This is a genomic window from Eubacterium xylanophilum ATCC 35991 (genome assembly GCF_000518685.1).
Taxonomy (GTDB): Bacteria; Bacillota; Clostridia; order Lachnospirales; family Lachnospiraceae; genus Eubacterium_F; species Eubacterium_F xylanophilum.
In genome coordinates, this window is sequence record NZ_KI912471.1 from 50,442 (window position 1) to 71,318 (window position 20,877).

At 39.7% G+C, this 20,877-nt stretch carries 19 protein-coding genes; 16 read left to right on the top strand and 3 right to left on the bottom strand.

Annotation, left to right across the window (positions count from 1 at the left end; translation table 11 throughout):
- Positions 1–215: 215 nt before the first annotated feature.
- Positions 216–998, bottom strand: a complete 783-nt coding sequence (locus tag L877_RS13605) for an Ig-like domain-containing protein (RefSeq protein WP_026835728.1) — start codon at positions 996–998, stop codon at positions 216–218.
- A 186-nt stretch (positions 999–1,184) separates the two neighbouring features.
- On the opposite strand from L877_RS13605, the gene lepA reads away from it, so the two are divergent.
- The 3 genes from lepA to L877_RS12785 all read left to right on the top strand — a co-directional run bounded on the left by lepA (position 1,185) and on the right by L877_RS12785 (position 5,178).
- Positions 1,185–2,999, top strand: a complete 1,815-nt coding sequence (lepA, locus tag L877_RS0108660; RefSeq protein ID WP_026835729.1) for a translation elongation factor 4 — start codon at positions 1,185–1,187, stop codon at positions 2,997–2,999.
- 3 nt (positions 3,000–3,002) lie between these two features.
- Positions 3,003–4,130 carry a radical SAM family heme chaperone HemW gene (gene hemW / locus L877_RS0108665; RefSeq protein ID WP_026835730.1) on the top strand — a complete coding sequence of 376 codons (1,128 nt, stop codon included), beginning with the start codon at positions 3,003–3,005 and terminating at the stop codon, positions 4,128–4,130.
- Positions 4,131–4,248: 118 nt separating this feature from the next.
- Positions 4,249–5,178 (top strand): purine-nucleoside phosphorylase, encoded by a 930-nt coding sequence (locus tag L877_RS12785; protein WP_341349147.1) that lies wholly within the window; start codon positions 4,249–4,251, stop codon positions 5,176–5,178.
- 906 nt (positions 5,179–6,084) lie between these two features.
- On the opposite strand, the gene L877_RS0108680 is transcribed toward L877_RS12785, so the two are convergent.
- Positions 6,085–8,025, bottom strand: a complete 1,941-nt coding sequence (locus L877_RS0108680) for an ABC-F family ATP-binding cassette domain-containing protein (protein ID WP_026835731.1) — start codon at positions 8,023–8,025, stop codon at positions 6,085–6,087.
- A gap of 133 nt (positions 8,026–8,158) precedes the next feature.
- Between L877_RS0108680 and L877_RS0108685 the strand changes: the two genes are divergently transcribed.
- The 5 genes from L877_RS0108685 to alr are packed head-to-tail and all read left to right on the top strand — an operon-like array spanning position 8,159 to position 12,463.
- Positions 8,159–8,788, top strand: a complete 630-nt coding sequence (locus L877_RS0108685) for a redox-sensing transcriptional repressor Rex (protein WP_026835732.1) — start codon at positions 8,159–8,161, stop codon at positions 8,786–8,788.
- A 14-nt stretch (positions 8,789–8,802) separates the two neighbouring features.
- On the top strand, positions 8,803–9,408 hold the full coding sequence (locus L877_RS0108690) for a hypothetical protein (protein WP_026835733.1): 606 nt from the start codon (positions 8,803–8,805) through the stop codon (positions 9,406–9,408).
- Between the two features lie 60 nt (positions 9,409–9,468).
- Positions 9,469–9,834, top strand: a complete 366-nt coding sequence (gene acpS / locus L877_RS0108695; RefSeq protein ID WP_026835734.1) for a holo-ACP synthase — start codon at positions 9,469–9,471, stop codon at positions 9,832–9,834.
- Entirely contained in the window at positions 9,827–11,302 is a 1,476-nt protein-coding gene (locus tag L877_RS0108700; RefSeq protein WP_026835735.1) for an NAD(P)H-hydrate dehydratase, read from the top strand. The genes acpS and L877_RS0108700 overlap by 8 nt, the downstream gene beginning before the upstream one ends.
- A gap of 18 nt (positions 11,303–11,320) precedes the next feature.
- Positions 11,321–12,463, top strand: a complete 1,143-nt coding sequence (gene alr / locus L877_RS0108705) for an alanine racemase (RefSeq protein WP_026835736.1) — start codon at positions 11,321–11,323, stop codon at positions 12,461–12,463.
- Between the two features lie 14 nt (positions 12,464–12,477).
- Here alr and L877_RS14495 read toward each other — a convergent pair whose 3' ends face one another.
- Positions 12,478–12,609, bottom strand: coding sequence for a hypothetical protein (locus L877_RS14495; protein ID WP_278244195.1), 132 nt, complete (start codon positions 12,607–12,609; stop codon positions 12,478–12,480).
- On the opposite strand from L877_RS14495, the gene L877_RS0108710 reads away from it, so the two are divergent.
- The 8 genes from L877_RS0108710 to L877_RS0108745 all read left to right on the top strand — a co-directional run bounded on the left by L877_RS0108710 (position 12,551) and on the right by L877_RS0108745 (position 20,853).
- A complete protein-coding gene (locus L877_RS0108710) occupies positions 12,551–12,853 on the top strand; it encodes a transposase (RefSeq protein ID WP_341349148.1) in 303 nt (100 codons plus the stop codon). The two genes, L877_RS14495 and L877_RS0108710, sit on opposite strands and share 59 nt — an antisense overlap.
- A gap of 995 nt (positions 12,854–13,848) precedes the next feature.
- The gene (locus tag L877_RS0108715; protein ID WP_026835738.1) at positions 13,849–14,424 is read left to right on the top strand and encodes a histidine phosphatase family protein; all 576 of its coding nucleotides are present in this window, start codon (positions 13,849–13,851) and stop codon (positions 14,422–14,424) included.
- Between the two features lies 1 nt (position 14,425).
- Positions 14,426–14,905, top strand: coding sequence for a 23S rRNA (pseudouridine(1915)-N(3))-methyltransferase RlmH (gene rlmH, locus L877_RS0108720; RefSeq protein WP_026835739.1), 480 nt, complete (start codon positions 14,426–14,428; stop codon positions 14,903–14,905).
- 100 nt (positions 14,906–15,005) lie between these two features.
- Positions 15,006–16,703, top strand: a complete 1,698-nt coding sequence (locus L877_RS0108725; RefSeq protein ID WP_026835740.1) for an SGNH/GDSL hydrolase family protein — start codon at positions 15,006–15,008, stop codon at positions 16,701–16,703.
- Between the two features lie 40 nt (positions 16,704–16,743).
- Positions 16,744–17,154 carry a PaaI family thioesterase gene (locus L877_RS0108730; protein ID WP_026835741.1) on the top strand — a complete coding sequence of 137 codons (411 nt, stop codon included), beginning with the start codon at positions 16,744–16,746 and terminating at the stop codon, positions 17,152–17,154.
- A gap of 47 nt (positions 17,155–17,201) precedes the next feature.
- Positions 17,202–18,941: an indolepyruvate ferredoxin oxidoreductase subunit alpha gene (gene iorA, locus L877_RS0108735; RefSeq protein ID WP_026835742.1), complete on the top strand. Its 1,740-nt coding sequence runs from the start codon at positions 17,202–17,204 to the stop codon at positions 18,939–18,941.
- 14 nt (positions 18,942–18,955) lie between these two features.
- The gene (locus L877_RS0108740; protein ID WP_026835743.1) at positions 18,956–19,525 is read left to right on the top strand and encodes an indolepyruvate oxidoreductase subunit beta; all 570 of its coding nucleotides are present in this window, start codon (positions 18,956–18,958) and stop codon (positions 19,523–19,525) included.
- 29 nt (positions 19,526–19,554) lie between these two features.
- Positions 19,555–20,853 carry a phenylacetate--CoA ligase family protein gene (locus tag L877_RS0108745; RefSeq protein WP_026835744.1) on the top strand — a complete coding sequence of 433 codons (1,299 nt, stop codon included), beginning with the start codon at positions 19,555–19,557 and terminating at the stop codon, positions 20,851–20,853.
- The last annotated feature ends 24 nt before the right edge of the window (positions 20,854–20,877 follow it).

Here is a 20,877-nt window from a genome sequence, read left to right on the forward strand (position 1 = left end):
GTCAGATATCTTCTAAATTGCATATCCTGCTAATGTCTTACAAGCTTTGCTTGTAAGACAATTTCTTTGGGAGGAATGTCAGCACTAGATAAGTATAATAAAACAGGAAGAGGCCAACCAGAGAGAGACTTCAATGCGCATGCATTGCGTCTCGAGTCGGTTGGACTCTTCCTGTTTTTAGACTGTCTTAGTGCGACAGCCCCTTTAATATTCATTTATTTGCTTGTAGTAAACCAAGTATATGAAGTTGGTCCTGTTGGAATTCTATATATAACCGGTGTATAGCCCTTGTTGACAAGAATTGCCTTGGAACACTCAATTGTATTGTTAGGCGCAAGCTTGACATTGCTCAAATCTTCGGTTGTGTCGAAGAAAAATCCCCAGTCAATATTAGTTACTGAAGTAGTTCCGCTTGAGTTGAAGATATTGTGATAATAGTCGAACAACTCCTTAGCCGGTGTTACCTGAGAGCCGGAGATGTACTTGATTTTGAATTTAAAGTACAAATACTCTTGGTTCATTGTAGGCTTTGGATTGCTTGCCTGTTTGGCAACCAATTTATTGGCCTTAGATCCCGATTTGAAATCTAATAGCTGAATCTGGAACTTACCAATCTTGGTTGGACCATTGTAATATGTGATGGTATTCTTGTTATAAGCTGATATAGGATTTTTGATACTGCCTCTCTTGCCTGAACTTGTAACAGTAATCTTGCAAGTGTACTTTTTGCTTCCTACCTTGGCATAAATCTTTGCCGTTCCTGCTTTCTTGGCTACAACCTTACCAGAAGAGTAGACTTTCGCAACTGATTTTTTGGACGAACTCCACTTGGCTTTCTTCTTGGTTCCACGCAATTTGAGCTTGACGGAACGACCTACTGAAAGCTTAACTGCTTTCTTGTTAATTCTAACTTTTGCATCTGCAGACTGTGTTGCAAGTGCAATGGAACAAACTGCACCAAAAGTGCAAATCATAAGTGCTAATCTTGATTTTTTCATGATGACCTCCAATTTCTATACTACAAGAGATATTGTAACTTATTCTCCATAATTTTTCAATTGTTAAATATTTACAAAAGTAATCTACATAAAAATATTAACAATTTGAAATTTTTATGATACAATGTTACCTAGGTGCATTTCGCGCCACCATTTAATATTTTAATGGAAGGAATCAACAAAAATATGTCAAATATAGATAAAAGTAAAATTAGAAATTTTTGTATCATTGCTCATATTGATCACGGAAAGTCTACGTTGGCAGATAGAATTATCGAGAAGACCGGACTTTTGACCGAGAGAGAGATGCAAGCTCAGGTCCTTGACAACATGGATTTGGAGCGTGAGCGTGGTATAACTATCAAAGCTCAGACTGTGCGTATTGTATATAAGGCACAGGATGGAGAAGAATATATCTTTAACCTTATCGACACGCCGGGACATGTGGATTTTAACTATGAGGTGTCCAGAAGCCTTGCGGCCTGTGAGGGGGCAATTCTAATCGTAGATGCAGCTCAGGGTATCGAGGCTCAGACTTTAGCCAATTGTTATCTTGCCATAGATCATGATTTGGAAATCATGCCAGTTATCAATAAGATTGATTTACCTAGTGCAGATCCGGAGAGAGTAATTAAGGAGATTGAGGATGTAATTGGAATCGAAGCTGAGGATGCTCCTAGGATTAGTGCCAAGCTCGGAACCAATATCGAGGACGTGTTGGAGCAGATTGTGAAGAAAATTCCAGCGCCTACAGGTGATGATGAAAATCCGCTCAAGGCCTTGATTTTTGACTCTATCTATGATTCATACAAGGGAGTTATCATTTTTTGTAGAATTTTCGATGGAACTGTCAAGAAGGGCGACAGAATCCATATGATGGCGACGGGAATGGAAGAAGAAGTCGTTGAGGTAGGAACATTTGGCGCGGGACAATTTATCCCATGTGATGAGCTAAGTGCCGGAATGGTTGGATATATTACAGCCAGCCTCAAAAATGTAGAGGGAACTAGAGTAGGTGACACAGTTACCAATGCCGACAATCCATGTGATGAAGCTCTCCCCGGATATAAGAAAGTTCAGCCGATGGTTTATTGTGGACTTTATCCGGCAGATGGTGCCAAGTACCAGGATTTGAGAGATGCCTTGGAAAAGTTGCAGCTCAACGATGCGGCTTTGCAATTTGAGGCGGAGACAAGTATTGCTCTCGGCTTTGGATTTAGATGTGGCTTCTTGGGACTTCTTCACTTGGAAGTTATTCAAGAGCGATTGGAACGTGAGTATAACCTAGACTTGGTGACAACTGCACCGGGCGTTGTCTATCACGTATATAAGACCAATGGCGAGATGGTTGAAGTTACAAATCCGTCGAACCTTCCGGATCCATCTGAAATTGAACATATGGAAGAACCTGTAGTTGAGGCTGAGATTATGGTTACAACGGAGTTTGTGGGAGCTATAATGACACTCTGCCAAGAGAGACGAGGAATCTATCTCGGCATGGAATACATGGAGGAGACCAGAGCAATGCTCAAGTATATTCTTCCTCTCAATGAAATAATATATGACTTCTTTGATTCATTAAAATCTCGCTCCAGAGGATATGCTTCCTTTGACTACGAACTCAAGGGATATGAGCCATCTACTCTCGTTAAGCTCAATATGTTGATTAACAAGGAAGAAGTGGATGCCCTGTCCTTTATTGTTCATGAGAGTACTGCTTATGAGCGAGGAAGAAAGATGTGCGAGAAGCTCAAAGCTGAGATACCAAGACATTTGTTCGAGATTCCTATTCAGGCGGCAATCGGCAACAAGATTATAGCGCGTGAAACTGTCAAAGCCGTGAGAAAAGATGTTTTGGCAAAATGTTATGGTGGCGATATTTCAAGAAAGAAGAAGCTTCTTGAAAAGCAAAAAGAAGGTAAGAAGAGAATGCGTCAAGTTGGAAACGTAGAGATTCCGCAGAAGGCATTTATGAGTGTTTTGAAGCTTGATGAAGAATAGAATATGAATAATAATAAACTCGGATTATATGTCCATATACCATTTTGCGTAAAAAAGTGCGCTTATTGTGACTTTTTATCGTTTTCTACAACTGACGAACAGATGCGTAGATACGTTGATTCCTTGAACTGTCAGATTAAAAATGAGAGTCACAAGTATGGGAATAGGACAGTTGATACAGTATTTTTTGGCGGTGGGACACCTACGAGATTACCTGTCGTGATGCTCATTGAGATCATGGATAATATATTCTCAGGCTATAACGTGAGCGATGATGCGGAGATAACTCTTGAGTGCAATCCGGGAACTGTAAATAGAGATGGATTGAAAGCTCTAAGGCAAGCCGGCTTTAATAGAATTAGTATGGGAATACAGTCCTTTATTGACTCAGAACTTGTCAGCTTGGGGAGAATTCACGATGCCAATCGGGGGGGAGCTTGCTTTAATGATGCAAGAAAAGCTGGATTTGAGAATATAAATATTGATTTGATGTCGGGAATCCCGGGGCAAACTATGTCCACCTTTGAAAAGACACTCAAAAAGGCTTGTAATCTTGGTCCGGAACATATCTCAGCATATAGCCTTATCATAGAAGAGGGAACTGAGTTTTATAATCTATATAAGGATGAACCGCCTGTTGACGAGGACACTGACCGAGAGATTTATGCCTTTACCAAGCAATTTCTCGGGGATTATGGATATGAAAGATATGAAATATCCAACTACTCTAAACCCGGTTTCAGGTCAAGGCACAATCTAAAGTACTGGAATCTAGATGATTATCTGGGGCTTGGCCTCGGTGCCAGTTCTCTGATAGGTCGAGATAGATTGAAGGTGACAGATAATATGCAGGAGTACCTTGAGGCATTAGATTTTAGTTCAATTACCCGTCTAGAGGAGCATTTGTCAAAGAAAGATATGATGTCAGAGTATATGTTCCTTGGTCTTCGAAAGTGTGATGGTATATCCAGAAGTGATTTTCTCAGGAGATTTGGGAATTATCCGGAGAAGGTATATTCAGGTGTTTTTGAAAAATATTCCGCGGAATATTTTTCTGTGACAGGAGATAGGATATCATTAAATGACCGGGGACTTGATATATGCAATGTGATATTTGCAGAATTTCTGTGAGTTGGAAAAAAAATCAGAAAATTTGAAATATATAGTAGACAATTGTCGAAAAAGATTGTAAAATAATAATGTATAGGCATGCATATTTAATGCATAATTTGAGAATAAGTAAAAGGATGTGAAGATATTGAGTTCAGTTTTTGAAAAGGTTGAAAGTTGTTATAATCAGATAGCAGATAAGGTAAGTTTTAAGCCGAAAGTAGCTCTTGTTTTGGGAAGTGGTCTTGGTTCATTGGCAGAGACAATTGACGTAGTTGATACTGTCAATTACGGAGACATCGATGGATTCCCAGTTTCAACTGTAGACGGACATACCGGAAGATTTGTTTTCGGAAACATCAATAAGGTTCCAGTTGTTATTATGCAGGGAAGAGTTCATTACTATGAGGGATATGATATTGATGATGTAGTTCTTCCAATTCGAGTTATGAAGAAGTTAGGTGCAGAGATATTGTTCCTCACTAATTCAGCCGGTGGTGTTAATACTATGTATCGTCCGGGAGATTTTATGATGATTGCCGATCACATCGGAAGTTTCATGCCATCTCCACTTAGAGGCGAGAATAACGATGAATGGGGCAAGAGATTCCCTAGTCTAGATAATATTTATGATACACATCTTTGTGATTGCATTCGTAATGCAGCCAGAGCTTGCAATGTGCCACTTCGTGAGGGCGTATATGTTCAGATGAAGGGACCAATGTATGAGACTGCAGCGGAAGTTAAGATGTGTCAGGTTCTCGGTGGTGACGCTGTTGGTATGAGTACTGCAGTTGAAGCTATCGCCGGAAGACATATGGGAATGAAAGTTTGCGGATTGTCATGCATTACTAATATGGCATGTGGAATCAGCAAGACTCCTCTTAATCATATGGAGGTTACTGAAGTAGGAGAGAAGATGTCACCTACATTTAAGAATATTGTGGTTAAGGCTGTAGAGAATATGGCAGTTGAGGAGACTCCTATTGCATCTGATGAGACAGATATTCCATTGTTCAACTTTGCACCAGTGGAAGATGTCAGCGGAGCAATTATTGATGATATGTAATTTTAATTAATGAATTGTCTTACGAACGACGTGAGTAAGACCAGCAATATGCGATTCCGATAATTGTCTTACGAACGACGTGAGTAAGACCAGCAATATGCGATTCCAAAAGGGGCTGTCGCATTAACGATTAAAAATCGTTAGTGTGCAGCTCCTTTTTTATGTCTACTAAATTAGGGAAATTTTGTTAATATTCTTTGTTAATTGAGAAGGCTTGAGGGGCATGCCTATTTGAAAAAAGAAGATTTGGCATGCCCCGAGATGGGGAGAGACTTGATTGATAAGGCTTGAGGGGCATGCCTATTTGAAAAAAAAGGATTTGGCATGCCCCGAGAGGGGAAAAAACTTGATTGATAAGGCGTGAGGGGCATGCCTATTTGAAAAAGAAGGATTTGGCATGCCCCGAGATGGGGAGAGACTTGATTGATAAGGCTTGAGGGGCATGCCTATTTGAAAAAGAAGGATTTGGCATGCCCCGAGAGGGGAAAAGACTCGATTGATAAGGCATGAGGGGCATGCCTATTTGAAAAAGAAGGATTTGGCATGCCCCGAGAGGGGGAGAGAGATTCACATCAAATCTAAAAATAAGCACACTAATAAAAGCCTTATCAAAAAGCAATTTTGAGGATTTTGTATTTTCAAAATTTATGCTGGCAGCACCTTTTGTCAGATATCTTCTAAATTGCATATCCTGCTAATGTCTTTGGGAGGAATGTCAGCACTAGATAAGTATAATAATTGTCTTACAAGCAAAGCTTGTAAGACCAGCAATATGCGTTTCCAATAAAACAGGAAGAGACCAACCAGAGAGAGACTTCAATGCGCATGCATTGCGTCTCGAGTCGGTTGGACTCTTCCTGTTTTTAGACTGTCTTAGTGCGACATCTCCTTTTTTCGACAGAAAACTTATAACCCATATTCTGCTTTGAATATTTCTATTTTTTCGGCACTTTCTTCCCATTCTTCCATGGCTGTTTCCAGCGAGTTTTCTAAGCTGCTTCGTTTCTCGCTGAGCTCGTTGAGCTTTGCGGAATTATATGCATTTTCCGGAAGAGCAAGTTCCTCGTCTATTTTTTCGATTTCAGCTTCGAGTTTTTCGATCTCTTTTTCCACCTTTTTATAGCTATTTTCAAGTTTTCTGAGTTTGGAATCTCTCTCTTTTTGCTCGGCCCAATCCAGTTTTGCGGCAGAAACCTTTTTTGTCTCATTTCCCCTTGTATCGCCTAGATAGCGGTTTTCAACCACATCTTTTTTGGCGAGATAATAAGAATAGTTTCCATCGTAATTTAATATGCGATTTTCAGTCAAGTCAAGGATTCGCGTAGCTACCTTGTCAACAAAATATCTGTCATGAGAGACGAAGAGTAGAGTTCCCTCGTACTCTTTGAGAACATTTTCAAGGATTTCCTTGGAGTCGATGTCCAAGTGGTTAGTAGGCTCGTCGAGAAGAAGAAAGTTAGCACTTGACAACATTAGCTTGGCAAGTGACACGCGTCCCTTTTCTCCGCCTGAGAGTTGGTCAATCGTCTTGAAAACATCGTCCCCTGTAAACAAAAATGAAGCTAAAACATTTCTGATTTTCGAATTATCCAAATCCGGAAATGCATCATGTATCTCATCAAAAATGCTCTTGTGGTCACTCAGAGTATTGTGTTCCTGGTCGTAGTATCCAATCTCTACGTTGGCGCCAAACTTGGCATATCCCTCATCGGGGAGTATTTGTTGTGATAAAATCTTTAGAAGCGTAGTCTTACCTGTACCATTTTTGCCGATTATAGCAACTTTTTCTCCGCGTCTGATATCAAAGTTGACTTGTGAAAATAGTCTGACATCGTCAAATGACTTAGAAAAATCTTCTACGTGCAGTACGTCATTTCCACTAATCTTAGCGGGAGTGAGTTTGAAGTTAATAGTATTTACAGAATCATCAATTCGCTCTACAACTTCCATTTTATCTAACATTTTCTCGCGACTTTCCGCCCGCTTTATGGATTTTTCGCGGTTAAACTGTCTGAGTTTTTCTATAACTTTTTTCTGATGCTCAACTTCTCTTTGATAGTTTTCATAGCTCTTTATCATGCTATGGAGAATCTCTTGGTGTTTTTTGGCATAATCGGTATAATTTCCCGTATATGTTCTACATTTTTTAGAGTCTATCTCAACAATCTTGCTAACGACTTTGTCTAAGAAGAATCGATCATGACTAACAAGGAGAATTCCCCCCTTGTATCCAAGTAAATAGTTTTCGAGCCACTGGATAGAATCCAAATCCAGGTGGTTAGTTGGCTCGTCTAAGATTAGAAGATCCGGTTGGAGAAGCAAGAGTTTTCCCAGGGCAACTCGAGTTTTTTGCCCTCCTGATAGGGCGGAGATCGGTGTGGTATTTGATTCCTTATCAAACCCAAGACCATTTATGACGCCCTGAACATGACTTCGATATGCATATCCGTCCAGTTTTTCAAACTCCTCTTGGACATTGTGATATCGCTCGATGAGCTTTTCGAGATCAGAGCCCTCTGTGGTATTCATCTGTTCCTCTAAATCTCGCAGAACATTTTCCATATCAAGAATATCTTTTCGAACGCATATGAGTTCATCGTAGATTGTCTTGTCAGATTCTATGTTTGGCTCCTGCGGGAGATAGCCGAGGGTTGCAGTTTTTTGCAATACAGCTTCCCCGGAATCTGCCAGATACTCTCCGGTGATAATCTTGATTAACGTTGTCTTACCGGTTCCGTTGGCGCCTACAAGGGCCACCCGTTCGCTGTCGTCAAGAGTGAAGGAGAGGTTTTGGAACAGAATATTTTCTCCGAATTGCTTGCATATATTTGAACAAGATAGTAACATTGCTTTACCTACTTTCTTAAATTATCAATAACACATTTTCTATTGTAACATAAAAAATCTTTGTTTCACACCTTTTTTTATGAAGAAAAATGTAGTATAATATATAAAGATTACAGTGATACGGAGGAGTTACATGGAAAATAAGAAGATTTCCATGGCAGTTGTCAGAAGATTGCCCAGATATTATAGATATTTAAGTGAGATACTAGATGGTGGAACTGAGCGAATATCTTCTCAGGAGCTTAGTAAGAGGATGAATGTCACTGCTTCTCAGATAAGACAGGATTTTAACAATTTTGGCGGATTTGGACAGCAGGGGTATGGATATAATGTTAGATATCTCAGAGATGAGATAGGAAAGATCCTTGGTCTCGACATAATGCATAATGTTATTATTGTGGGAGCAGGTAACCTTGGCCAAGCTTTAGCTAATTATGGCGGCTTCAATAAAAGAGGTTTTCATATTGCGGGAATATTTGACGTAGACCAGCGCATCATCGGAAATGATATCAACAATCTCAGAGTTAGAAGCATATCTGAGATAGAAGATTTTTTGCAAAAAGAGCATATAGATATAGCTGCTTTAACGCTTCCCAGGGAGAATGCATCCCTTATGGCAAAGAAACTTGCAGATTTGGGGATTGGAGCTTTCTGGAACTTTGCTCCTACGGATTTAAAGCTTCCGAACAATGTTGTAGTTGAAAATGTTCACCTAGCCGAGAGTTTGATGAGACTTTCATATAGACTTTCGGAGCAGAATTAGATTTTAGGATTGATATGAGAAAAAGCAAAGCAATTGGTGGAAAAACAAATAGCAAAGAGTATAAGATGATACTTGAGAGAATTAATGGGAAGCAACTCCCTATACTGGTTCTCGACGAGAGATGGCACAAGTTATTTCAAGATGATAAGCCCAGAGAAGTATCGGATATTGAAGATGAGTTAAACGAACTTCTCAAAGAACAGGGGCGACTTGTGAATTCGATAAAATCACTCAAGGCGGGAAAGAAAAAGCTTATGGGTGCTATAGTTGCAGGTATGAATGAGAGCAATTCTGACAAGAAGAAGAACAAACAACAGAAACTTCTTCTTGAAACTACCGAGAGAATTCAAAAGGAATCGGATCTTCTCATGGATTTGCCATATAAGATTCGAGAAACCAATGAAAAGCTCTTGGTTGTGGGACTTAAGTATTGCTATGATAATCTCCAGATTAAGTCTGAAGAATTAGAGAATCTCACGGCAGAGATAGAAGTAAGACGTGAGGAGCTCAAGGCAAAGGTGCTGCGCAAGACAGATTTGGAGGAGTGGCTTGACGTGATGTATTCTGAGATGCATACATTGGTAGGTCACGAGGTTATGGATTTATTTGACAAGACTTGATGGCTTGTCTTAATAAATAGATTAGAGTTACACTCAGATCATTTTAAGGAGGATAAATTTATGGTAATAGGTATTGGTGTTGACGTAGTAGAGACAGATAGAGTAAGAAGATCATGTCGTCATCGTCACTTTGTTGAAGGAATTTTCACATCTAAGGAGCAGAAGCAGTTTGACAGCACACTTACGAGAGCTGCATCAGACTTTGCTGCAAAAGAGGCAACTGCAAAGGCGCTTGGAACAGGATTTTCTGAGGGCGTTGAAGCAATTCAAATCGAAGTACTTAGATCTTCAAACGGCGCGCCATATATCGAGCTCAGTGGAGAAGCTAAGGATAGAGCTGAAGCACTTGGAATCACACAAGTAAATGTTAGTATAAGTAATACAGAGAGCATTACAACAGCATTTGTTGTATGTACTAATGATTAAGTTACTTGACAAAGAACAGGCCAGGAGACTTGACCAATATGCGATAAATGTAGTTGGTGTCCCTGGTCTTGTTTTGATGGAAAAAGCTGCAATGACTCTTGTGAAAGTCATTATGAATACATGCTCTCCCGGAGATTCGGGATTAATCATCTGTGGGACGGGCAATAATGGTGGAGATGGAATTGCTGTGGCGCGTCTTCTAAAGGAAAATGGCTACGATGTAGCCCTTTTGTTTGTTGGAAACATGGACAAGATGAGTGAAGATGCCAAGCATCAGATGAAGCTTGCCGCCGCTTGTAAAGTCCAAGCAGTACAAGATCAAGAGATAGAAGGAAGTCGCTTTGATTATATAGTAGACGGGATCTTCGGCGTTGGTTTGTCGAGACCAATCGAAGGAAAATATTCCGATATTATTGATAGAATTAATAATTCCGGAAAAAGAGTATATGCAATCGATGTCCCATCGGGGATTGATGCAACAACAGGTGAGATACTTGGAACAGCTGTAAAGGCTAACTATACAGTGACATTTGGAGCCAACAAGCTTGGCCTTGTCATTGGAAAGGGAAGAGAATATGCCGGCCAGGTTACAATTGCTGATATTGGCTATCCGGAAGTTTGTTATGAGGCAGTTTCATCAAATACATATTGTTATGATGAGACGTTGTTGCCGTCGCTTTTGCCTGTACGTCCCTGTGATGGCAATAAGGGAACTTTCGGTCATGTGGCTGTTGTCGCAGGCTCAGATAAGATGTGTGGAGCAGCGATTCTTGCTGCTAAAGCGGCTTATCGCATGGGAGCGGGATTGGTAAAAGTCTACTCATCTGCCATTAATAGAGATATTATATTGTCGACGGTACCGGAAGCAATCTTTCAGCCTATAGACAGCGATACAAGTCTTATTATAGATGATATTAGACAATTTGCCGACGCATGTGTTGTTGGACCGGGACTTGGTATATCGGACAAATCCAAGAGTTTAGTTGAGGATATTCTAGAGAATATCAATGGAATTCCAGTCGTGATTGATGCTGATGCTTTTCAAGTTGGAATAGAATGTTTAAAGAGTTCAGATGCAGATATAATTGTGACTCCACATCCCGGAGAATTTTCAAGATTAATCGGTATCGATGTACCGACAATCAAGAGGAATCTGCCTAGTTATACGATAGAAAATGCCAGAGAAATAGGATGTATTTTTGTCGCCAAGGATTCAAGAACCATGGTATCCAATGGGGATGAATTATATGTCAACATATCAGGAAATTCAGGCATGGGCACCGGAGGAAGTGGAGATGTATTAACAGGAATTATAGCCGCACTTGCTGCAGCCGGTATGAATAGTTTTGATGCAGCTAAGCTGGGAGTTTATGTGCACGGCCTGGCGGCGGACTATTTTACAAGAGAATACAACGAATATTCCCTTATGGCCAGTGATATAATCGAGAGCCTAAAAAAAATATTGTAATTATCGGGAGTGATACTTATGTTGGAAAATGAGGAAGCAAAGAAATTAAGTAGAACATATGCGCAGATTGATTTGAGAGCAATACGTGGTAATCTGCAAAAAGAAAAAGATAAAATCGGGGACAAGATGTTAATGGCAATTGTCAAGGCTGATGCCTACGGACATGGTGCTGTTCCTGTTGCCCAATATGTAGATGATGTAGTGGATTCATATGGCGTTGCTATGATTGAGGAAGCTATAGAACTGAGAAAAGCGGGAATCGATAAGATGATTCTCATACTTGGATATACGGATCCGGTTTGGAATGAAGATATAGTCAATTATGATATTTCCCAAGCCGTTTACTCAGTGGATATGGCAAGAAAACTAGGAAAATGTGCGGTTAGTCTTGGCAAGACTGCCAAAATCCACATTAAAGTTGACACCGGAATGGGTCGAATTGGCTTTATTCCATCTGAAGAAAGCATCGATGAGGTCTGCGAGATAGCTAAGATACCCGGAATTGAGATAGAGGGCATCTTTACCCACTTTGCCAGAGCTGATGAGGAGACAAGCGAGATGGCAGAGGAACCATTTGCAAAGTTTTGTGATTTTATAAGTGGTTTGGAATCCAGAGGAATCAAGATTCCTGTCAAGCATGCTGCCAATAGTGCCTCGATAATTCAATTTGAAAAGTCATATCTTGACATGGTACGCTCGGGTATCACCACTTATGGCTTATATCCATCCGAGCTAGTGAGAAAAGATGTCATTGAGTTTGAGCCGGCTTTACAGTGGAAGAGCGTGATCTCACATGTGAAAAATGTTCCGACGGGAACGACTATAGGATATGGTGGAACTTATGTAGCTCCGTCTGATCGAGTGATTGCAACGATTCCCGTGGGATATGCAGATGGTTACAAGAGAGATTTGTCCAACAAGGGACGGGTTATAATCAATGGCCAATATGCTCCTATTGCTGGAAGAGTTTGCATGGATCAGTTTATGGTAGATGTGACGGATATAGGAGATGTTAAAGTTGGAGATGAAGTTACTCTGATAGGAAGAGATAAGGATGCATTTATTAGCGTTGAAGAGATAGCAGACATGAGTCATTCATTTAATTATGAATTTATATGTTCAATAACCAATCGAGTTCCAAGAAAGTATCAGCGGGAGTAAGATTAGCAGAACAATTAAAGGGATGTCGCACTAAGACAGTCTAAAAACAGGAAGAGTCCAACCGACTCGAGACGCAATGCATGCGCATTGAAGTCTCTCTCTGGTTGGCCTCTTCCTGTTTCATTATACTTATCTAGTGCTGACATTCCTCCAAAAAAATCTCAGGCTTCGAAAAACCTGAGATATCGTATGAATCGAAGTATTCAGGCAGAAGGCTCATTTGGAGATATCAAGGAGGAAACGCAATTTAGAAGATATCTGACAAAAGGTGCTGCCAATGTTCTTGCAGAAAGTACTTTGCTAGCAATAGCTCGAAATATAAATAAGCTTCATAACAAAATACAAAATGATAAAACTAGAACTCATTTATTTCCTTTGAAAACAGCATAAATTTTGAAAATTCAAAATCCTCAAAATTGCTTTTTGATAAGGCTTGTATTAGTGCGCATATTTTTAGATTTGATGCGAATTAACAGTCAAGTCTTTTCCCCTCTCGGGGCATGCCAAATCCTCTTGTATCCTTTGGGGGGGCTACATTGGGACGGTATGTTGTACGGCTAGATTCTCAATTTTTTCTATTTTTTCCGTACTTCCCCTCTAATAGCTATACTTGGTTCATCGTTTTGGGTAACTTGTACGGCTAGATTCTAAATTCTTTCTTTTTTTGCCGTACTTCCCCTAGCAACTATACTTGGTTCATCATTTTGGTGAACTTGTACGGCTAGATTCGCAATTCTTTCCTTTTTTTGCCGTACTTGCATCCCAACTAGCCGTGACGAAGCTCCCGAACAATTCCCAAAGTACGGCTAGATTTCATAATCTTTCTTTTTTTGCCGTACTTGACTCCAAACAGCCGTGACGAAGCTCACGCACAACTCCAAAAGTACGGCTAGATTTCATAATCTTTCTTTTTTTGCCGTATTTGGCTCCAAATAGTCGTGACAAAGCTCCCACATCCCACTTTTTTCATATAGGCACGCCCATCACGCCTTCTCAATTAACAAAGAATAATAATAAAATCTCTCTAATTTAGACGTAAAAAGGAGTTGAGCACTAACAATTTTTTAATTGTTAGTGCGACAGCCCCTTTAATTTTTAACTACTGTAACTACAAACAAAAAACACCTCAAAGAGGTGTTTTTCGCAGCACCATAAGGTGCCTAAGCGTATAATAGGGTGGGAGTAGAAAGTTTATACTTTCCGACTATTATGCTAACAGTTAAATGTGTCAAAAATGTGTCAGAATTGATTTTTGTTTAATTAATTTTTCTTTTTTTCCCTAAATTTGCTCAAGTTTTAGCATATTACAATAAACAGTTGCAAATATACTAGGATTATTGGTATAATGCATAGTGGTAAGTAATTTAGAAATGGTGGTTGATAAGATGAAGATTGGTTTAGTAAGACACTTTAAAGTGGATTGTCCTCACAAAGTCATGATGACTTCTAGGGAATTTAGAGAGTGGTCAGAAAAGTATGAACATGCGAGGATACTCAAGAAAAAAGTCAATATGGGTGGAATCAAGTGGGATGTATGCTATTGTTCTGATTTGGAGAGAGCGATTAAAACTGCTGAGGAAGTATATACGGGGAATATTTATGTTGACGCATTGCTTCGTGAGGTGGATAATGCACCATTTATTCAGAGCGAGAAGATAAAGCTTCCATTTCCGATATGGCATTTTTGCGGTAGACTTGCTTGGTTTTTTAAATCCAAAAGTCAGCCGGAAAATATTGTGGAAACCAGAAGGAGAGTAAGACGCTTTTTCAAGCACATCGACTGGAAACAGGACAATGTCTTGATAGTAAGTCATGGTTTTTTGATTTTTAATTTCATATATGAACTTTTCAGATTGGGATTTTGGGGACAGGAAGTCAGGAGAGTAAAAAACGGTGTTCTCTATGTATATGAGATTCCTGATTACAAGAGACCATTTCAGTTTAAGGCAGAGGAAAAGTAGTATGAAAGTATGTATCTTATGTGTTGGAAAAATCAAAGAGAAGTTTTTTGTGGATGCCATTAAAGAGTATACCAAGCGCCTTTCACGATATACAAAGCTTGAGATTGTCGAGGTCAATGATGAAAAGACCAAGGAGAATGCCTCAGATCGAGACATAGAAATAGTCCAAGACATGGAGGGACAGCGTCTCCTTAGACATATCGATGAAGGCGATTACGTAGTGGCTCTTGATATTCAGGGCAAGATGTATGACTCTGTCCAGTTTGCAGATAAACTCGCGAAGTTTGAGATGGAAAGACACAAAAGAGTTATCTTTGTCATCGGTGGTTCTCTGGGAATTTGCGAGAGTATTCTTAAGCGAGCCAATGAAAAAATCAGCTTTTCCAAGATGACTTTTCCTCATCAATTGATGCGAGTAATCCTGCTAGAACAAATTTATAGAGGATATAGAATTATTAATAACGAACCTTATCACAAATAAATGCACAAAATGTATGGTTTTTTATAGATAAATTTATAAAAATGTGATAAAATAGAGTTTAGTTGTTATTTTAAGAACGTGTATTGGAGGTATAGTGTTTATGATTGGACCAGTTGCACCTAAGGATCCTGTTAGAAAAAGACCGGCGATTTACATGATGGTAGATAAAGCCATTGCCGGAACACCTATAAATGGATATGATAAAAGAGATATTTTTTACTTAGAGGGTCGAGTAGGACAACAGATTATCGGAATATATCCTGACATAGATCCAGATTTTGCCGGAAAATTTCAGGATGTCAATGAATTGAGAAAAATAGTTCATAGCATCAGTTTGACAATTGATGTTGATGAAGAAGAATATAAAGATGAATATGTTAGCTTTACATTGCACTGTTATGGAAAAAAGGATAAGTATAACTCAGGTACTACTTTCCAATTGGACATTCCATGCAACGGAGAAGAAGTGGTAATCGATCTTGAGGATATAGAATTTACTGGAGATGATACTATTTTAGGTGGATTCTACTTTGATTTCCTCGGTGAGGCATCAGTTGGAAAAGCTACACTCAAGTTCTATCTTAATGATGGATATGAAGCTCCAAAATTGGAGATTGATCCGCCAATCGACTTTGAAAATCCTGAATATGCCAGAATGCTCGATAGAAGTGTTGTGAGCACAGGTAATAATTTTAGACTAAAGAAGGCTATTGAAAAAGCTAGAAATGGCGAAAAGGTTACAATTGCCTACATTGGTGGTTCTATTACTCAGGGAGCAGCGGCAAAGCCAATCAATACGAAGTGTTATGCATATAGGTCATATGAGGGATTTGTAGACTTGTTTGCCGGCGGAAATAAAGATCAAGTTCAATATGTCAAAGCAGGTGTCGGCGGTACATCATCAGAACTTGGAATGATTAGATATGAGGCTGATGTCACATCGAATGGTGAGATTAAGCCGGACATAGTAATCGTAGAGTTTGCTGTAAATGATGAAGGAGATGAGACTGAAGGACATTCTTTTGAATCTCTCGTGAGAAAGATTGCTCAGGCGGACAATGCTCCTGCAGTTATCATAAACTTTGCAGTATTTATGAACGATTGGAACTTAGAGGATAGACTTGTTCCAATTGGAGAGCACTATGATTTGCCTATGGCCAGTGTTAAAAGGGCTGTGGTTCCACAGTTTACAGAGAATACTATCATGACTAAGAGACAGTATTTCTATGACATCTATCATCCAACCAATGATGGTCACAAGGTGATGGCAGACTGTCTTATAGAGCTCTTCAAGAGAGTTGATGCCGAAGAAACTGCGGATAAGGATTTTGATTTTGATATTGATCCATATTATGGCTGTGAGTTTAAGAACGTAATCCTTGTAGACAAGACCAATGCAGATAAATATATCAAGGCGGATATCGTTGGATATGATGCAGACGACGATGATGTTCAAAGATGTGAAAAGAATATGGATGTCTTCGTAACATCCGCGATGCCTAACTTCTGGTCCAAGAAATTGGGAGATACAAGTGCAAAGTTTGAATTTGATGTAAAGTGTAAGAATATTCTTGCAATTATAAAGGACTCAGCTAGCAATGACTTTGGAAAAGTTGATGTTTTTGTCGATGACAAACTCAGATTGACTGTGGATCCTCTAGAGGTTGGTTGGTCACATTGTAATGCTCATGTAGTATTGAATGAAGAAGAAACTGCAGATCATCACGTATCAGTGAGGATGCATCCGGGAGATGAGGAGAAGAGATGTACTCTTCATGGTTTCGGTGTGACATTATAGAGCAGAATATTTTAATTTTTATTGTGAAAGTGTGGTATTAATGAAAAATTTAGAAGAAATCCGAGCTTTTTTTGCAGAGGACAAGTATGCGACTGAAGTAACAGGAATAGAGATAGTTGAAGCAGGGGAACATGGATATTCAAAAGTAAAGCTTAAAATTGATGGAAGACATAAAAATGCTATTGGTGAAGTGATGGGAGCTGTGTATTATACAATGGCTGATTTCGCTTTTGCAGTTGCAACTAATAGCAATCCGGTTTATGGCAATACGGTTTCCCTTACAAGTAATATTCAGTATCTGCATCCTGCAAGGACAGAGAATATGTATGCCACTGCCAAAGCTGTAAAAAAAGAAGGGAAAACCAGTGTATATAATATCACAATTACTGATGATAATGATTCAGTAATAGCTGTGGTTACTACGACTGGCTATGTAATACCATTCAAATAAATTGTATGAAGACATGCAATTATATATTTTAGGAGGTTATTTGAAAAATGAGCGAGACAAAAGTTATGTTGGGAAATGAGGCGATAGCTCGTGGCGCCTATGAAGCTGGTGTTAAAGTCAGCTCCGCATATCCTGGTACACCAAGTACAGAAATCAGTGAAAATATTGTAAATTATCCGGAAATCTACGCTGAGTGGGCTCCGAATGAAGCCGTGGCTTTGGAGACAGCTATCGGTGCTTCCATCAGTGGAGTGCGTGCTTTGGCATCTATGAAGCACGTGGGATTAAATGTGGCATCTGATCCACTTTATTCAATTTCTTATATCGGAGTTAACGGCGGACTTGTAATTATTGTTGCCGATGATCCGGGACTTTATAGCTCTCAGAATGAGCAGGATACAAGAAGAGTGGCAAGAGCTGCAAACGTGCCTGTTTTGGAGCCATCTAATTCACAAGAAGCTAAAGATTTTATCATCGCTGCATTTGAAATCAGCGAGAAATTTGACACTCCGGTTATTGTCAGAACAACAACAAGATTGGCTCACTCACAGACAAGTGTAGTTCTCGGTGAGAGAATGGAGGTTCCTGATAAAACTTATGAGAGAAATGCTGCGAAAAATGTAATGATGCCAGGAAATGCTATCAAGAGACACTTGGTTGTTGAGCAGCGTATGAAAGACATGGCTGAATATGGCTGTGACGCTCCAATTAATAAAGTTGAGATCAACGATACCAAGATCGGATTTATCACTCAGGGTATCGAGTATGAATATGTCAAGGAAGTTTGCCCGGATGCCAGCGTTCTTAAGCTTGGTTTGGTTAATCCGCTTCCGGAGAAACTCATCAAAGACTTTGCTTCTAAAGTTGATAAATTATATATATTTGAGGAACTTGAGCCGGTTATCGAAGAGCAGGTAAGAGCCTGGGGAATCGATTGCCTTGGCAAAGATGTATTTACAATTCAGGGCGAGTATAGTGCCAACATGCTTAGAAAGGTTGTTCTTGGGCAGGATATCACAAGTGTTCCAGCGGAAAATGTTCCGGGAAGACCACCTATCTTATGTCCTGGATGCCCACACCGCTCAACATTTTCAGTTTTGAAGAAACTTAAGAAACATGCGGCCGGAGATATTGGATGTTATACACTGGGAGCCGTTCCACCACTAGGTGTTATCGATACTACAGTTTGTATGGGAGCATCGATATCAATGCTTCACGGCATGGAAAAGGCTAAGGGCAAAGAGTATATCAAGGATTGGGTTGCAGTTATCGGTGATTCTACATTCCTTCATACAGGAATTAATTCACTTGAGAATCTTGCCTACAATCAGTCTACAGGAACTGTCATGATTCTTGACAATTCAACAACAGGTATGACCGGACATCAGGATCATCCGGCTACAGGTAAGACTTTGCAGGGTAAAGAAGTTCCGGCTATCTCACTTTACTCAATTTGTAAAGCTATGAATATTGAAAACGTAGTTGAAGTAAGTGCGTTTGATATTGATAATCTCGAGAAAGCTGTCAAAGAAGAGACTGCTAGAGATGCACTTTCAGTAATTATTGTATGTGCACCATGTGCACTCCTCAAGGGCCAGACATTCCCTAACAAGGTTGTGGCTCTTTCAGATAAATGTAAGAAGTGTGGAGCTTGTTTGAAGCCAGGTTGTCCTGCTATTACAAAGAATGAAGATGGAACTGTTAAAGTTGATGCTACAATGTGTAACGGTTGCGGATTATGTGCAAAACTCTGCAAATTCGATGCATTGGAAATAGTTGAGAAGTAGGAGGGGCATGTACAATGGAAACACAGAATATTATGATCGTTGGAGTGGGAGGCCAAGGAACATTGCTCACAAGTAGAATCCTTGGTGGAATTATGCAAAATGCAGGATATGATATCAAGCTCTCAGAGGTGCATGGAATGGCGCAGCGCGGAGGAAGTGTTGTTACTTTCGTGCGCTATGGAGATAAAGTATTTGAGCCGATTGTTGAAGAGGGACAAGCTGATGTGCTCATCGCATTTGAGCGCCTTGAAGCTCTCAGATATGCTCATTATCTCAAAAAAGATGGTGTTATCGTCGTCAATGATGTGAGGATTGATCCAATGCCAGTTGTGACGGGTGTTGCAGAGTATCCTGACAATATTATAGAGAATCTCAAAAAAGATTATAAAGTATATGATATAGATGCACAGAAAGTTGCTTTGGAATTGGGAAATGCTCGCGTATTTAACAATGTTGTGCTCGGACTTGCTGCACAACACATGAAGTTTTCTAAGGAAGAGTGGTTAGAGACTATCGAGAAGACCGTTCCGCCTAAGACAATTGAGATCAATAAGCAGGCATTTTTGGCCGGTTTTGAACAATAATTTAATTTTGTAAGGAGAGTTTTGGCAAAATGATTTGGAATGAAACTAAAGAATGCATGTCTAGAGATGAAATCGAGACTATGCAGAGCGCAAGATTGGTAAAGGTTGTAAATCGTGTTTACCACAACGTGCCATATTATCGCAATAAGATGCAACAGCTTGGCTTGGAGCCGGGAGATATACACGGGTTGGAAGATTTACACAAATTGCCTTTTACAACGTATGAGGATTTAAGAGACACATATCCTTTTGGATTGGCGGCTGTTCCAAAATCTGAAGTTGTAAGACTTCATGCATCAAGTGGTACTACAGGAAAACCTAAGATTGCGGTATATACGAGAAGAGATATCGACATTTGGGCTGAATGTGTTGCCAGATGTATGACGATGATCGGTATTACAAGAGAAGATGTAATTCAGGTTGCATACGGTTACGGACTATTTACCGGTGGTCTTGGAGCTCACTATGGAGCTGAAGAGATGGGAGCCTTAGTAATCCCTATGTCCACAGGTAATACTCAGAAACTGATAACAATGATGATTGATTGTGAGGCAACTGCTATTGCATGTACACCTTCATACTTGTTACATGTTGCTGAGACTCTCAAAGCAAAGAATTTACTTGATAAAGTCAAACTTAAATATGCAATTTGTGGTGCAGAGCCATGGACAGATTCCATGAGAAAACAAATGGAAGATACTCTTGGCATTAAGGCATATGATATTTATGGTTTGACAGAAATCTGTGGTCCTGGTGTGGCGACAGATTGCCAATATCACAAGGGACTTCACATCTGGGAGGACCATTTTCTCCCTGAAATCATCGATCCGGTGACAATGGAGCAGACTCCTAATGAAAGCGGAGAGTTGGTAATAACAACTCTCACTAAAGAGGGTATGCCACTTATCAGATATAGAACCAAGGACTTGACTTCTATAGATAAGACAAAGTGTGAGTGTGGAAGAACTATGGCCAGAATCCAGAGATTTAAGGGCCGTACAGATGACATGCTCATTATCAAGGGTGTCAACGTATTCCCTTCACAGGTGGAAGAGGCAGTGTTAAATGTTCCGGGAGTTACAGCTCACTATATGATGCTGGTTGATCGTATCGACAACGAAGATTCTCTTGAGGTTCAGGTTGAGGTTGAAAATACAGATATCTTAAATGATGCTAATCTCAAACAAGATACTTACAATAAAGTTAGAAAAGAGATTAGAAGAACCATCGGTCTACATGCCGATATCACGCTTCTTGAGCCAAAAGCATTGGAGCACAGCCAGGGTAAGACAAAACATGTTACAGACAATAGAAAGCTGTATCAATAATAATTTTGAAAAGGAAATGGAAAT